This is a genomic window from Sneathiella aquimaris (genome assembly GCF_026409565.1).
Taxonomy (GTDB): Bacteria; Pseudomonadota; Alphaproteobacteria; order Sneathiellales; family Sneathiellaceae; genus Sneathiella; species Sneathiella aquimaris.
Genome location: NZ_CP112881.1, coordinates 3,633,848 through 3,649,056, shown reverse-complemented (window position 1 = coordinate 3,649,056; position 15,209 = coordinate 3,633,848). Strand labels below are relative to the sequence as shown.

At 50.2% G+C, this 15,209-nt stretch carries 15 protein-coding genes; 8 read left to right on the top strand and 7 right to left on the bottom strand.

Annotated elements, in window-relative coordinates:
- Nucleotides 1–4: 4 nt before the first annotated feature.
- Nucleotides 5–1,285 carry a S41 family peptidase gene (locus tag OIR97_RS17195; protein WP_169543443.1) on the bottom strand — a complete coding sequence of 427 codons (1,281 nt, stop codon included), beginning with the start codon at nt 1,283–1,285 and terminating at the stop codon, nt 5–7.
- A gap of 129 nt (nt 1,286–1,414) precedes the next feature.
- Between OIR97_RS17195 and gluQRS the strand changes: the two genes are divergently transcribed.
- On the top strand, nt 1,415–2,266 hold the full coding sequence (gene gluQRS / locus OIR97_RS17190; protein ID WP_169543442.1) for a tRNA glutamyl-Q(34) synthetase GluQRS: 852 nt from the start codon (nt 1,415–1,417) through the stop codon (nt 2,264–2,266).
- Between the two features lie 48 nt (nt 2,267–2,314).
- On the opposite strand, the gene OIR97_RS17185 is transcribed toward gluQRS, so the two are convergent.
- Nucleotides 2,315–4,330, bottom strand: a complete 2,016-nt coding sequence (locus OIR97_RS17185) for a protein meaA (protein WP_169543441.1) — start codon at nt 4,328–4,330, stop codon at nt 2,315–2,317.
- A 252-nt stretch (nt 4,331–4,582) separates the two neighbouring features.
- Here OIR97_RS17185 and ccrA point away from each other — a divergent pair, with 252 nt between their 5' ends.
- Nucleotides 4,583–5,887: a crotonyl-CoA carboxylase/reductase gene (gene ccrA, locus OIR97_RS17180; protein ID WP_169543440.1), complete on the top strand. Its 1,305-nt coding sequence runs from the start codon at nt 4,583–4,585 to the stop codon at nt 5,885–5,887.
- A 58-nt stretch (nt 5,888–5,945) separates the two neighbouring features.
- A complete protein-coding gene (locus OIR97_RS17175; protein WP_169543439.1) occupies nt 5,946–7,625 on the top strand; it encodes an acyl-CoA dehydrogenase family protein in 1,680 nt (559 codons plus the stop codon).
- A 71-nt stretch (nt 7,626–7,696) separates the two neighbouring features.
- On the opposite strand, the gene OIR97_RS17170 is transcribed toward OIR97_RS17175, so the two are convergent.
- Genes OIR97_RS17170 through OIR97_RS17155 form a run of 4 tightly spaced genes read right to left on the bottom strand, consistent with a single transcriptional unit; the run spans nt 7,697 to nt 10,528 of the window.
- Complete coding sequence (locus OIR97_RS17170) at nt 7,697–8,251, bottom strand: nucleotidyltransferase family protein (RefSeq protein ID WP_169543438.1); 555 nt, start codon at nt 8,249–8,251, stop codon at nt 7,697–7,699.
- Entirely contained in the window at nt 8,248–9,117 is an 870-nt protein-coding gene (locus OIR97_RS17165) for a YhjD/YihY/BrkB family envelope integrity protein (protein ID WP_169543437.1), read from the bottom strand. Before OIR97_RS17165 ends, OIR97_RS17170 begins: the two co-directional genes overlap by 4 nt.
- A gap of 31 nt (nt 9,118–9,148) precedes the next feature.
- Entirely contained in the window at nt 9,149–9,343 is a 195-nt protein-coding gene (locus tag OIR97_RS17160) for a 2-hydroxymuconate tautomerase (RefSeq protein ID WP_169543436.1), read from the bottom strand.
- A gap of 12 nt (nt 9,344–9,355) precedes the next feature.
- A complete protein-coding gene (locus OIR97_RS17155; RefSeq protein WP_169543435.1) occupies nt 9,356–10,528 on the bottom strand; it encodes an NAD(P)/FAD-dependent oxidoreductase in 1,173 nt (390 codons plus the stop codon).
- Between the two features lie 71 nt (nt 10,529–10,599).
- On the opposite strand from OIR97_RS17155, the gene OIR97_RS17150 reads away from it, so the two are divergent.
- From OIR97_RS17150 to OIR97_RS17130, 5 genes are all read left to right on the top strand, one after another.
- Nucleotides 10,600–10,794: a twin transmembrane helix small protein gene (locus OIR97_RS17150; protein ID WP_169543434.1), complete on the top strand. Its 195-nt coding sequence runs from the start codon at nt 10,600–10,602 to the stop codon at nt 10,792–10,794.
- Between the two features lie 8 nt (nt 10,795–10,802).
- On the top strand, nt 10,803–11,366 hold the full coding sequence (locus tag OIR97_RS17145) for a cob(I)yrinic acid a,c-diamide adenosyltransferase (protein ID WP_169543433.1): 564 nt from the start codon (nt 10,803–10,805) through the stop codon (nt 11,364–11,366).
- A gap of 199 nt (nt 11,367–11,565) precedes the next feature.
- Entirely contained in the window at nt 11,566–12,315 is a 750-nt protein-coding gene (locus OIR97_RS17140; RefSeq protein WP_169543432.1) for an electron transfer flavoprotein subunit beta/FixA family protein, read from the top strand.
- Nucleotides 12,315–13,244, top strand: coding sequence for an electron transfer flavoprotein subunit alpha/FixB family protein (locus OIR97_RS17135; RefSeq protein ID WP_169543431.1), 930 nt, complete (start codon nt 12,315–12,317; stop codon nt 13,242–13,244). Before OIR97_RS17140 ends, OIR97_RS17135 begins: the two co-directional genes overlap by 1 nt.
- Before the next feature lie 65 nt (nt 13,245–13,309).
- On the top strand, nt 13,310–14,182 hold the full coding sequence (locus OIR97_RS17130) for a 3-hydroxybutyryl-CoA dehydrogenase (RefSeq protein ID WP_169543430.1): 873 nt from the start codon (nt 13,310–13,312) through the stop codon (nt 14,180–14,182).
- Nucleotides 14,183–14,248: 66 nt separating this feature from the next.
- Here the strand turns inward: OIR97_RS17130 and OIR97_RS17125 are convergent, their stop codons facing one another.
- Complete coding sequence (locus tag OIR97_RS17125) at nt 14,249–15,151, bottom strand: DMT family transporter (RefSeq protein ID WP_169543429.1); 903 nt, start codon at nt 15,149–15,151, stop codon at nt 14,249–14,251.
- Nucleotides 15,152–15,209: the final 58 nt, after the last annotated feature.

Below are 15,209 nucleotides of genomic sequence, written 5' to 3'. Positions count from 1 at the left end.
GGGCTTATTGGGCATTCATCGCGGCAGCTGTTTGGACGGACACAGCGCAGGCCAACGCTTTCCCGGCCCGGGCAATTGGTGCCAAGGTACTTTCTCCTTTGACAACGTTGTCCGGGATATCGGGATTAAGGCCGGTCCCGTTGAAAGAAATACCGCCCCCTGCGGTAAAACGGCCGGTTGTTAGTCTAAGGCCGCCGCCATTGTCCAGATCATACAATGTTTGCATGGTGCCTTTGCCATAACTTGTCTGACCAAAGATTTTCGCGCGATCCTGACTTTGCAACGCGCCGGCGACAATCTCTGCGGCTGAGGCGGAGCCTTTATTCAGCATGACTAAAATCGGACGGCCATTTATCCGGTCACCAGCATGCGCATTTTCTGTTGAGAAACTCCGTCCCCGGTTGATGGCCGCAAAAATATTACCTTCTTCAAGGAACTGGTCGGCAACATCGACAGCGGCGTTTACCAGCCCGCCTGGATTGTTGCGCATGTCCAGAATAACGCCGCAAAGGTTCGTTCCCAGCTTTTCGCTGAAATGGGTCAGGGCTTCATCGACTTTGTCCGCTGTTTTGCGGTTGAACGTGTGAATACGGATGTAGCCGACCGTCCCGTCAACTTTATACTCGACAACTGTGATATCGATTGGACGGCGCACCAATCCAAGCTTGATAGGGGTGTCTACACCCGGGCGTTCGATTGTGAGAACAGCATGGCTTCCCTCCGGCCCCCGCATTTTGGCAATGGCTTCCTGAAAGCTGTATTTTGACAGATCTTCACCATTGAGGTGAGTGATGACATCCTCCGGTAAGATCCCTGCTTCTTTCGCTGAGGACCCTTCCAACGGTGTGATTACAGTGATTCGATTGTCCCGCATTTCAATCCGAAAACCAAATCCGGTAAAATGCCCATCCAGATTCTCCTGATACCGTTTATAGGCCGCAGGGGTCATGTATCCTGAATTTTTGTCGAGCGAAGCGGTCAAGGCGGTCAAGGCGCGTTCTGTTGGCGATTCAATGGATGAATTCGTATCCTGAAGCCCGTTTATTGCTTCATCGATCAAAAGATCTGTATCAACGGCATCCACATACTGAAGATTGATCCGTTGCAAAGCTGTCGAAATCGTGTCCCGCTCTTCGGGCCAGTTGTCTGATTTTCCGATAATCTGAAAATAGGCTTTTTCATAGCGATCGAGCGCGCTGACAATCGCCTTGTCTTCGGAAGACGGCAAGGCGCAGGCAGCGAGAAACAGAACTAAACTCAAAAAGGCGAGAGGTTTCTTCAGCATCAATCACAGTTTACATTATTAACAATTCGTTAAACTAAGCTAATCACTGCCAGGCCCAGTGGCAAGGAAAACAACCTGCCAAACGCGATTTTTTCTGTTAATTTCTAATTCTTACCGTAAGTTAAGCCCATGAAAACAGTCACTCGATTTGCGCCCAGCCCTTCCGGATATCTGCATATTGGACACGCCTATTCGGCGTCTTTGGCCTATCAGAAAGCCGTTGAGACAGAGGGTCATTTTTTACTCAGGATTGAGGATATCGACAGGGTTCGATGCCGCCATGAATTCGAAACCGCCCTTCTGGAAGACCTTAAATGGCTAGGGTTAGACTGGGAAGAACCGGTCCGCAGGCAAAGCGATCATATGGAGGATTATGCAGCCGTTTTGGAAAGGTTGCATGAAAGAGGGTTGATTTACCCCTGTTTTTGCACGCGAAAGGAAATCGCAGCGGAAATCGCGCAAAGCGATTCTGCACCGCATGGTCCGGACGGGCCGATTTATCCACAGACCTGCAAAAGCTTGTCAGAGGCTGAACAGCAGGCGCATTTCGCCGAGGAAAAACCTTACGCGCTGCGACTGGATATGCAAAAAGCATTGGACGAGCCGGGCGCCCGTCACCTGACCTTCCGGGAAATTGACAAAGGGGTCATTGAATGCCAGCCAGAAAAATTCGGGGATGTGGTGCTTGCCCGCAAAGAAACGCCAACCAGTTATCATCTTGCCGTTACGCTGGATGACGCCTTGCAAGGGGTGACTTTGGTTGTTCGGGGTCAGGACCTATTTGAAGCCACTCATCTTCACCGCTTGTTGCAGCATCTCCTCGAATTGCCGACCCCTGACTATCTGCATCATGGCTTGGTGTCTGATATGAAGGGACGCAGGCTTTCCAAGCGGGATAAGGATGCCACCATTCGTGCCATGCGAGAAAATGGCTATTCGCCGGAAGAAGTTCGAAAATTGGCGGGCTTTAATAACAAATAACGGACCGACCTTTCAGAGCCGGTCCGATTATGCCTTTTTTGACCGTTTTTATGCGGCTTCGTCATGGGACAGAATGATACCAACCATGTCTGACATGATGCCCAGCATATCAAAGTCTTTTGGGGTATAGACCGCAGCAACGCCTCGAGACTTTAATTCTGCGGCGTCTTCGGGTGGAATGATACCGCCCACGACAACCGGCAGGTTCGACAAACCAGCTTCTTTCAGGCGTTCCACCACATCGCAGGCCAGTGAAATATGGGAACCGGACAAGATGGACAGGCCTACAAGATGAACCGATTCTTCAAGCGCGGCGTTGACAATTTGTTCCGGGGTCAGACGAATGCCTTCATAGACCACTTCCATGCCGCTATCTCGCGCGGCAACCGCAATCTGTTCGGCGCCATTTGAATGCCCATCCAAACCCGGTTTGCCGACCAGAATTTTCAAGGGGCGGCCTAATTTTTCGGCTGCCTTGGACACTTCAGCGCGCACAGCGTCAATGGCATCCCCTGCCGCATTTGAAATAGCACCGCTTACACCCGTTGGTGCCCGATATTCGCCATAAATTGATCGTAACGCCTCAGACCATTCGCCGGTTGTAACGCCTGCTTTTGCCGCGTCAATCGAGACGGGCATAATATTGTCGCCGTTTACCGCAGCATTTTTGAGCGCTCTCAGGGCGTCGTCGACTTCAGCCTGATTGCGTTTTGCCTTCCATTCCTGCAAGCGGGCGATCTGTTCGGCTTCTACTTTCGGATCGACTGTCATGATGCCGCCGTCCCCTTCCTGCGTAAGGGGAGAAGGGGTGCTTTCCGTAAATTTGTTTACGCCGATTACCGGGATGTCACCTGAAATAACCGACTGAACGCGGTTGGTGTTGGACTGCACCAGTGATTCTTTTAGATATCCTGATTCCACCGCACTGACGGCGCCGCCCATCTTTTCGATCCGCGCAAGTTCTTCGCGTGTTTCCGCTTTCAAGGCCTCAACCTTTTTGTCGATTTCAACAGAGCCCTCAAAGATGTCGCCATATTCCAGAAGGTCTGTTTCAAAAGCAACAATCTGCTGCAGGCGAAGAGACCATTGCTGGTCCCAGGGTCTGGGTAATCCAAGGGCTTCGTTCCAGGCAGGCAACTGAACGGCGCGGGCCCGTGCTTTTTTGGACAAGACAACCGCGAGCATTTCCAGAAGGATGCGATAAACGTTATTTTCGGGCTGCTGTTCAGTCAGACCCAGTGAATTCACCTGAACGCCGTAGCGGAACCGGCGAAATTTTTCATTTTCCACATTATAGCGTTCGAGCAGGATTTCATCCCACAGATCAACGAACGCGCGCATTTTACACATTTCGGTAATGAACCGAATTCCGGCATTTACAAAAAAACTGATCCGACCCGTTGCCGCCGGAAAATCGGCGGCGCTGATCTGTCCTGAATCACGGACAGCATCGAGAACCGAAATCGCTGTTGCAAGTGCGAAGGAGAGTTCCTGAACCGGTGTCGCTCCGGCTTCCTGCAAATGATAGGAACAGACATTTGTCGGGTTCCATTTTGGCATATCCTGATAGGTGAAACTGACAACATCGGTGATCAGTTTCATACTGGGCGCAGGCGGAAAAATATAGGTCCCGCGGGACAGATATTCTTTAATAATGTCGTTTTGAACGGTCCCCTGCAGGGCACTTCTGTCCGCACCCTGTTCTTCAGCAACGGCAACATAAAGCGCCAATAACCAAGCAGAAGTGGCGTTAATGGTCATGGACGTGTTCATTTTCTCGAGCGGGATTCCGTCAAACAGGGTGCGCATATCTCCCAAATGACAGATGGGGACGCCGACCTTGCCTACTTCTCCTTTTGCCAGGATATGATCCGAATCATATCCGGTTTGGGTGGGCAAATCGAACGCGACAGAAAGACCTGTCTGGCCTTTGCCGAGATTTGTTTTATATAACTCATTGGAGGCTTCGGCCGAGGAGTGACCTGAATAGGTTCTAAAGAGCCAGGGCCGGTCTTTTTTGGCTTCCGGAGCGTTTCCCGAGGGTGTAGGCGTAGTTTCGCTCATAATATTCTTTCGTCTTCACTCAATAAAATGGACGCTTGTTTCTTTTTTGGTGCTCCATAAGCAATAACATAACTTTGTTTTGCAGTGCAAAAAAAACTTGCTAACGCGCTTAAGGTCAGTAATCATCCCCATTATTGACGCTGGAGGCAGATCTGGCGAGAAAAAAAATGATGCGCTGCGGAATTGTTTTCGTCGAAGACGTAAAGTTGGGACCGCTTATGCGCGCTGACACTAGTTTGAGGATAAGTTGTGATGTCTGCTAAAGAAGTTGCCAAAACAAGTTCACCTTCCGAAAAAAATGCGGAGGCTCCGTTGAAAGATCTTTATGAAGTCGGTGAAATTCCACCGCTGGGACATGTACCATCAAAAATGTATGCCTGGGCTATTCGCCGGGATCGTCACGGCGAGCCTGAAGACGCCATGTTGGAAGAAGTCGTGGATACGCCGGAACTGGACAGCCATGATGTGCTGGTCCTCGTGATGGCGGCAGGGGTCAACTATAACGGTGTCTGGGCCGCGCTCGGCGAGCCGATCTCTGTTTTTGACGTTCACAAACAGCCATACCATATTGCCGGCTCTGATGCGTCTGGTGTCGTCTATGCGGTTGGCAGCAAGGTAACCCGGTTCAAGATCGGTGATGAGGTTGTTGTCCATTGTAATCAGGATGATGGTGACGACGAAGAATGTAACGGCGGCGATCCGATGTTCTCACCTAGCCAGCGGATCTGGGGTTATGAAACGCCGGATGGGTCTTTCGCCCAGTTCGCTCGCGTACAGGACCGGCAGTTAATGCCACGTCCAAAGCATCTGACATGGGAAGAAAGCGCCTGTTACACACTGACATTGGCGACGGCCTATCGGATGCTGTTTGGTCATCGGCCTCACATCCTGCGTCCTGGTCATAATGTTCTGGTTTGGGGAGCCTCCGGCGGCCTTGGATCCATGGCTATTCAGATTTGTGCCGCAGCAGGGGCAAACGCAATCGGTGTTATTTCAGACGAATCAAAGCGGGACTTTGTGATGTCATTGGGGGCCAAGGGCGTTATTAACCGGAATGATTTTGATTGCTGGGGGCAGCTTCCAGAAGTGAACGGTGACGGTTTCGGCGCTTATATGAAAAAGACCCGTGAATTCGGTAAAGCCATTTGGGAAATTACAGGCAAAGGCAACGATGTTGATTTTGTTTTTGAGCATCCCGGCGAGAAAACCTTCCCAGTATCCTGTAATGTTGTGAAGCGGGGCGGCATGGTTGTCTTCTGTGCAGGCACAACCGGTTTCAATCTGACAATGGATGCTCGTTTTGTCTGGATGCGTCAGAAACGTATTCAGGGTAGCCACTTTGCGAACCTGAAACAGGCAGCACAAGCCAACAACATGGTTATCGAGCGGCGTATCGATCCTTGTATGTCTGAAGTTTTTGCATGGGAGGATATTCCGCGGGCACATACAAAAATGATGAAGAACGAGCATAAACCGGGTAACATGGCTGTTCTGGTATCTGCCAAGTATCCTGGAATGCGGACCATTGAGGATGCAATCGAAGCAGGGAACGCCTAAGGGCGTTCCAGTTTCTCTTGGTAGATGAAACAATAAGAAAAACAGTAACTGGAATATTATGACTGATCAGAACACGCCCCTCATTCTGGATGGGTTGGATGACCTGTGCGCTCAGGCTTTGAATGCGGCTGAAACTTTAAAACAGCAAGCCATTCAGTCTGTCGCCTCTTTTACCCGCGGAGAAAATGGCCGAATTAGTGCCAAGTTGGTTGAACAAAACCAGTATGCGACCCATGGTCTCGCCTGGCTTGTTACCTATGTGGAAACATTGAAAGAAACCTTGAAATGGTCGCGCGCGCTCAAGGCGGAAGGCAAGCTTGGGGAATTGGAGCAGTTGATGCTTCAGGCCGGTTTTGCCGAATATCTTCACCAGCTTGAAGGCGGTATCCCAATGACGCTGGGTGAAATTATTCGCCCTCTTGATTTGGGGGTTGCATCTGAGCATGTGGACGCGTTCAAAACCGCCGCGGTAAAGACTTTAATGGCAGAGGGATATACACCTGCCGTTCGGGAACGTATTGCAAGCTTGATCGCCGATGGGATGGATACGGGTCATTTCGGAAATCCATGTCTGGACGAGACATATTCCATGATCCGGGACCAATTCCGTCGATTTGCTGATGAAGAGGTTATTCCTTACGCCCATGAATGGCATCTAAAAGATGAACTTATTCCGCGCAGCGTTGTCGATCAGATGTCCGAGTTGGGTGTTTTCGGCCTAACCGTGCCTGAAGAATATGACGGACTGGGCCTTGGCAAAATGTCCATGTGTGTGGTGTCGGAAGAATTGTCCCGCGGTTACATCGGTGTGGGTTCTTTGGGTACGCGTTCTGAAATTGCGGCAGAACTTATTCTGACCGGTGGTACAGATGCACAGAAATCCAAATGGCTGCCTCAGATCGCAACCGGTCAGATTTTGCCAACGGCAGTGTTCACCGAGCCGAATACAGGGTCTGATCTTGCGTCTTTGAGAACCCGGGCGGTGAAAGACGGGGATGTCTATAAAATCACCGGTAACAAAACCTGGATCACCCACGCGGCCCGTGCGGATGTTATGACGTTGCTGGCGCGGTCCAATCCCAATGAGCCCGGTTATAAAGGATTGTCCATGTTCCTTGCTGAAAAACAGCATATGACCGAAGACGAGGACTTTCCAACGGAAGGGATGACCGGGGGCGAAATTGAAGTCCTTGGATATCGCGGAATGAAGGAATATGAACTTGGCTTCGATAACTTCGAGGTGAAGGCAGAAAATCTTCTGGGCGAAGAGGAAGGTAATGGCTTTAAACAGTTGATGCAGACGTTCGAAAGCGCCCGTATTCAAACTGCCGCGCGTGCGCTGGGGGTTGCCCAGAACGCCATGGAGCTTGGCCTTCGCTATTCGCTGGACCGTATTCAGTTCTCCCGCCCGATTATTGAGTTTCCCCGGGTGGCCGGTAAGTTGGCCTGGATGGCTGTTGAGATCATGATGGCGCGTCAATTAACCTATGCGTCGGCCCGTGCGAAAGACGAGGGTCGGCGGTGTGACCTGGAAGCCGGAATGGCAAAACTTCTGGGTGCGCGTGTCGCATGGCAGGCGGCTGATAACGCCTTGCAGGTTCACGGCGGGAATGGTTTTGCATTGGAATATCCGATCAGTCGGGTTCTCTGTGATGCCCGGATCCTGAACATTTTTGAAGGGGCTGGCGAAATTCAGGCCCAGGTTATTGCGCGCCGTCTTCTTGAAGGTGCGAACTGATACTTGTTTCTGGATATGGCCGATCTGTTGGCCATATCCAGTTTTCAAAGCAGATCTTTCCTGCCTGATCTTCAGGCGGCTTTGATAATGGTAAGGTCCGGCCAACGGGCCTGCCAGTTTTTCCCCTTAAGGCGCGCTGAATACTGATCCATTTTCTTTTGTCCTGAAGGCGTTGGTCTGACAGTTCCCGAAAACAGATCTTCCAACCCAAACGGCGCCATAATAGTGAGGCGATCGTCTGCTTCAAGCCGGACAGCAATAGCGGTTGGGGTTTCCAGCCAGTGGGCAATTGCGTCTGCCGTATTCCTGTAGGGCGCGTCTTTGTTTTTAAGATGCATACGAGCCTGATTTTTGACGGACCACGGAAAATCAGGCGCCTGTGTCAGGGCCTTTTTTTCAATTGTTTTATCGGCGGCAGGAGAAACATCAGACGCGTCAAAATATAAAAAATCAATATCATCAGGAAGGCAGGGATCCTTGTGATAAAGGTGGTCCCAAACACGGTTTCGAATAAAGCCCGCGCCGATTGCCCAGTCCAATAAGGTCAATTGTCGGGCATTTTTCAAGACCGTCATGCAAAGAGGGTCTGTCTGGATCAGGGTTCGCAAGGTTTCGGCATGGGTCATGAATTGGCTTTGGGAAGTTTGTCTACATCGACCACTTCGCCTTTTTTGGTCATTTTTCCGGTATAGTTAAAGCCAAGTACGGCGGTTACACTGGCCCCTAACAGAACAATTGCCCAGCTGAAATACAGCCATATCAGGAATAAGGGCAAAATCGCCAAAGCCCCGTAAATGACTTCATAACTTGGGAAATAAACAAGATAGAGCCGGAAAAAATATTTTCCCAGAATGAACAGGGCTGCCGCAATCGCCGCACCGATGGCGGCATGGCGCCATTTGACTTTGCTTGCGGGGACCAATCGATAAAGCAAAAATAATGCAAAGAAAATGACAAGGAACGGCACCAGAAAACGAAAATAGGAAACCAGATAGGTAAAGTCGACACCACTTGCTTCCTGCGTCAGGGTTGCGATCCATTTGGCAAGGGTCAGGCTTGTTGAGAGGGCGATCGGTCCAAGGAGCGTAGTCAGCATATAAGCCAGAAAACGTTTAAAGACGTTTCGTGTTGTTTTGACCTGCCATATTTGTGCAAAAACGGTTTCAATGCTCGAAAGCAGCAGAAAGGCGGTGATGGAAAGACCAGCGATACCCAGATAAGTCAGGTTTTGCGCGTTCAGGATCAGATCCTGTAAAAAGTCATGGACTTGAGAAATGGCGCCAGGCAGTAAATTTTCAAACAGGAAAAAAATCAGGTCTTCCTGGAAACTGTAATAGGCATCCACATAAGTCAGCATCGACAGCGCAAGAATACCAACCGGGGCAATGGCAAGAAGCGTTTGAAAGCTGAGCGCCGTTGCCATCCGCGGGCAGTTTTGGTTCGAAAAGTGCCGCGCGATCGAGAGCATGAGGTTTAAAAGTTCTTTTCCCATTTCCCCAAAAAGTTCCTGCTGGTTTGGAGCATCAGTCCGGGAATTTTTCGCTGGCAGGTTCGCCGCCTAATCCCCAGTTTTCTTTTGCGACCTCTGTAATCACAACATCGACGCTGGCTTCGGAAACACCGATTGCTTCTGATGTTGCCTTAGTGAGCGATTTTATCAATGTCTTTTTCTGTTCGGCGGACCGGCCGGCAAACATTTCAACGCGGATCATGGGCATTGAAGGTATCCTTTAAACGACGTTTATTTCGGAAAGCGGTTTTTCTTCTACCATACGTTGATAGGAAAAGCGGTCAAGATTAAGCGTTTGGTACTGGCCCTGTAGAATAAGTTCCGAGAGGGCGCGCCCTACAGCGGGGGCCTGTTGCAACCCATGGCCGGAAAAGCCATTGGCAAAGATAAAATTCTGAACGTCAGGATGACGGCCGAGGACGGCATTTTGATCCAATATATTATAGGCATAATGTCCGGCCCAGGCATTCTCCAGTTTAATGGCTTCAAACGCGGGTACCCGGTGTGCCAGAATGGGCCAGATATGTTCTTCAAACCAGCCATAATCGATGTTGAAATCCAGACAATCAGGATCGTTTTCCGGCGCGGGTGAGCAGCCTGTAATAAATTGATGCCCTTCCGGGCGGAAATAAACGCCGCTTGGATCAATTGTCAGGGGGCAGTTTTCAATGACTGTTCGGCAGGTAAAAGAATAGATGAACCGTTTCCTGGGTCGCACATTTAGGGATATGCCCGCCCATTCGGCAATTGTGGCAGCATGAGGGCCTGCCGCGTTTACAACGGTTCCGCAGTGAACGGCCCCTGTATTTTCAAGCAGCACCGCGTCAATCTTCTGGCCCTGACGCAGTAAACCCTGCGCCGTATCCCGGATATACTGGACCCCTTGAGAGATTGCCTTTTTTCGAAATGCCTGATTTAAACCATAGGCATCAAGCCAGCCCTCCCCATCCGCGCTGATTGACCCTCCGGCCAGATCGGATACCGTCATCCACGGATAGGCGCGGGCAAGGTCTTCCGGATCAAGCAGTTGAACAGGCACATTTTCACGGATTTGGACCTGATGGTTGCCATACAGAACTGGAATCTGATGATCCTGTGCCAGAAAAAGGTACCCTTTTTCCTGAAAAGACACATCAACAGGATCATCATTTACCCTCAGATGGTCGTTGATATTACGCAGAAACTGGGTCGCAAATTGCGAAATTCGAATATTTTCCGGTGTGGAGAATTGCTGGCGAATACCGCCGGCAGAGCGTGCAGTGGAGCCTTCCTGATAGCTCGGGTCTTTTTCGATCACGGCTATTTTAACAGAAGCTGGGGCCTGAGCAGATAGAAAATACGCAATCGCTGATCCGATAACCCCACCGCCTATAATAACAATATCAAACTTCATTCTGTGATCGCTGTCCTTTTTTGTCTGCGTTGTTCTTGGTCGAGGCCGGATAATATGCTATTCGAACCCTTATGCTTGACTATTTTATAATCGCAGCCTTCGCTGCCACCGCACTTGTTGTTCTGCTGGGTATACTAAACCTTGGCCGCAGGAAAGATAACAATCGAAGTACCAGTAATATTTTGATGCGCTGGAGAATTGCGTTTCAGGCGCTGGCGATCCTTCTCATCATGATCAGCATTTGGCTGAAATCGTCCGGTGGATAAAAAGTAAAATGGTGAAACTTACGAAAATTTATACCCGTGGTGGGGATAAGGGGCAAACGTCTCTTGGCTCTGGCGAACGTGTTTCCAAAGATAGCGTTCGCGTGGATGCCTACGGTGATGTGGATGAACTTAACGCTGTCATTGGCCTTGCACGCCTTCACGCAGATGGCGACATGGATCGGTTATTGAGCCGTATTCAGAATGATTTGTTTGATTTGGGGGCGGACCTTTGTACCCCTGAAGTCGAGAATCCCAAATATCCACCTCTACGGATAGTTCAGGTCCAGGTCGATCGGCTTGAGCAGGAAATTGATTCGCTAAATTCCGACCTGGCCCCTCTGAATTCGTTTATTCTTCCCGGAGGATCGGCGCTTTCAGCGCATCTTCATCATGCCCGGACAGTTTGTCGCAGGGCAGAGCGCAGAATGGTTTCACTTTCAGAAATTGAAAATATAAACAGTATTTCAATAAGTTATGTGAATAGGCTTTCTGATCTTTTGTTTGTTTTGGCCCGCTACAACAATAAAAAAGGGGCAAAGGACGTTCTTTGGGTTCCGGGAGAAAATAGATAGTCTTTACAGGCTTGAAATGTCCGTTAAAAGTACTGTCGGGGCCAATGAATAAAAAGGCAGCGTCAGTAATTTGACAGATTGTCATTTGCTAATTATTGTGCACCGCCGAAATAACCGTAAAACCCCCCCTTAACGGATGTTGGTTTGTGAAAGACTAACAGGACCGAAGGGTAAATTTGGCTTGGGAGATAACCGATCCATGAAAGTTCTCGTCGCTGTAAAGCGTGTCGTAGACTACAATGTGAAGATCCGTGTTAAAGCGGACAACACAGGTGTAGACCTAGCAAACGTTAAAATGTCTATGAATCCCTTCGACGAAATTGCCGTTGAAGAAGCCCTCCGTTTAAAAGAAGCTGGCAAAGCAACTGAAGTTATTGCCGTTTCTGTTGGCCCGCAAGCGGCTCAGGAAACCATTCGCACCGCGCTTGCGATGGGTGCTGATCGCGGTATCCTTGTGAAAACCGATGATGAGGTTGAACCTCTCGGTGTTGCCAAGCTGATCAAAGCGGTTGCCGAGGAAGAAAAACCCGATCTTATTATTGTTGGTAAACAGGCCATCGATGATGATAGCAACCAGACCGGTCAGATGCTGTCTGCGCTTCTCGGTTGGTCTCAGGGTACGTTTGCATCTGAAGTTGACCTGGGCGAAGGCTCTGTCAAGGTAACCCGGGAAATTGATGGCGGTCTGCAAACCGTTGATCTTAAAATGCCCGCTGTTGTTACGACAGATCTGCGCCTGAACGAGCCTCGTTACGCCTCCCTTCCAAACATCATGAAAGCCAAGAAAAAGCCAATTGATGAAAAATCAGTTGCGGATCTTGGTGTGGATGTTGGTCTGCGCTTGACGACACTGAAAGTCGAAGAGCCAGCAAAACGCGAAGCCGGTGTTATGGTTGAAAGTGTTGCTGAGTTGGTAGAGAAACTCAAAAATGAAGCGGGAGTTATCTAATGACTGTTCTTGTATTTGCGGATCATGATAACGCCGCATTGGGCGCGGCGACCCTGAACGCTGTTACGGCAGCGACTGAACTGGGCGGCGACGTCCATATTTTGGTTGCTGGTAGTGGATGTTCTGCTGTTGCAGACGAAGCTGCGAAAGTTGCGGGTGTTGCAAAGGTTGTTCTTGTTGACGACGCTGCATACACAAATGCGCTTGCTGAAAATACAGCCGATCTGATTGTTAGCCTTGCGGCTGAATATGATGCTGTTGTTGCGCCTGCAACCACATCCGGCAAAAACATTTTGCCGCGTGTTGCCGCTTTGTTGGACGTGGCACAGATTTCAGAAATCACAGCCGTTGTCTCTGCTGACACTTTTGTCCGTCCGATCTACGCGGGTAACGCGATGGCGACGGTTCAGTCATCCGATGCCAAGAAGGTCATTACCGTCCGGACAACTGCTTTCGCTGCGGCGGCGGCTGAAGGTGGGTCTGCCACGGTCGAAAATGGTTCAGCTGCAGCAGATAGTGGTCTTGCCACATTTGTGGGTGCAGAGCTTTCTAAATCCGAGCGCCCTGAACTGACCGCTGCCAAGATCGTGATTTCTGGTGGTCGGGGTATGCAGTCTGGCGATAACTTCCCATTGATCGAAGCTGTTGCAGATAAACTGGGTGCTGCTGTTGGTGCAAGTCGCGCCGCGGTGGATGCCGGGTTTGTGCCCAATGACTATCAGGTTGGTCAGACCGGTAAAGTTGTGGCGCCCGAGCTGTATATTGCTGTTGGTATTTCCGGTGCGATCCAGCATTTGGCCGGTATGAAAGACAGTAAAGTGATCGTTGCGATCAACAAAGACGAAGAAGCCCCTATTTTCCAGGTGGCTGATTATGGTCTTGTTGCAGATCTCTTCAAGGCTCTGCCTGAATTGGAAGAAGCCCTTTAATGGGTTGTAATAGCGATAATTCCGGCGCATGATCCGTTTGAATTGGATGTGACAGGACAGCAAGCATGATTAAAAAAGTAGGCGTTATCGGAGCGGGTCAGATGGGCAATGGTATTGCCCATGTGATGGCCATTGCTGGTCTCGACGTTTTCTTGAAAGACATTTCCCAGGATCAACTGGACAAAGGTCTGAAGGTTATTGAAGAGAATATGCAGCGGCAGGTTGGCCGCGGTAAGCTTGATGAAGGAGATATGCTGGCGGCGCTCGGTCGGATATCTCCGGTCTTGGACGATACATATCTTTCGGAAATTGATCTGGTCATCGAAGCGGCCACCGAAAATGAGGAAATCAAGAAAGCCATTCTTGCTCCTCTCGGACCGCAGTTGAAGCCAGAGGCAATTATCGCGACCAATACATCCTCGATTTCAGTGACCCGGCTTGCCGCGGTCACTGATCGTCCGGCGCAGTTCATGGGCATGCATTTCATGAACCCTGTGCCGGTCATGAAACTTGTCGAACTTATTCGCGGAATTGCGACAAGTGAGGAAACTTTTTCGACCATTCGCGAATTGACGGCTAAACTGGGCAAAACCCCAACACCGGCAGAAGACTTCCCTGCCTTTATTGTGAACCGGATCCTTCTTCCGATGATCAATGAGGCGATTTATACGCTGTATGAAGGTGTGGGATCTGTTCAAGCAATTGATTCCGGGATGCGTCTGGGTGCAAATCACCCAATGGGGCCGTTGCAATTGGCGGACTTTATCGGTCTGGATGTGTGCCTCTCGATCATGCAGGTTCTGTATGAAGGGCTGGCGGATACGAAATACCGTCCTTGCCCGCTTCTTGTGAAATATGTTGAAGCTGGTTGGCTGGGCCAAAAAACCGGTCGTGGTTTTTACGATTACACGACAGATGTTCCGACACCTACTCGCTAGGGACGTCACCGATTAAAAATGATGGATTGCCCCGGACAGTTTGCCGGGGCTTTTTATTGGACTTATTCAGGTTTTCTGTGTGGGTGCGTGGCTGTTCCAAAGGGCTGTCATTAACACTCCGGGCGTCAGAATGAGAATGCTGATCCAGCCCATCAGACCAAATTCTTCCCCCAAAAGAAGAACCCCAAGAAACGCCGCAATGGCAGGCACGCCTGACATAAAAGCGGCGGTTGGCGGCGCACCGATATGACGGACAGCAAACGCCACGATGACCATACCGAACAATGTTGCCAATATTCCCTGATACAGGGCCTGCAACCCAATATCCAGGGCGCTTGCTTCGGAAAGCCCGCTTGGCAGGAAGAAAAACCAGAGGGGCGTAAAAATAACCCCGTTCACAACGGAGGAGCAGAAAAGAACCTGGGTTGCTGTAAGCGACCAAAGTCGGGTCATTACCATGTAAAGGGCGAAGCATAAGCCCCCCAGCATAAACAACAGGTCGCCCTGCCAACTGGTATCCATTTGGTTGGCATCGCTGCCAAACAATGTCACCGAGGCCCCGATGATGATCAAGACGGTTCCTCCTATTTGAACCCGGTGTGGCTTATCTTTAAACCAAAGCCAGCCAAGTCCTACCGTAATGGCCGGGAGAACCCCGTTCATGAAGACCCCGCCATGGGCGGCGGGGGCCAATGTGAAGGCTTGATAGACCACGAGGGTGTAAGGAAAGCCGGAGAACAATGAAACGGCGGCAATCCGCCGGATTGTTAAACCTCGCCATGGCTTATAATAAAAAGCGATCGGAAGCACGATCAGTCCGGATATACCGTACCGCATGGCGGTAATATCATAAATGGTTAGAGCCGAGGTTGCGCCGAAACGGCTGGTCACGATCCATCCGGACCAAAGAAATACAATTGTGAAAGCAGCAAGATAGCCAAGCGTTTTTTTTGTTGGTGCGGGGCGCATTCGTGATCCCTGTTTTTTATTATTAGGCGTTTCACCAGTAGAAGGAAGTCACCTGACG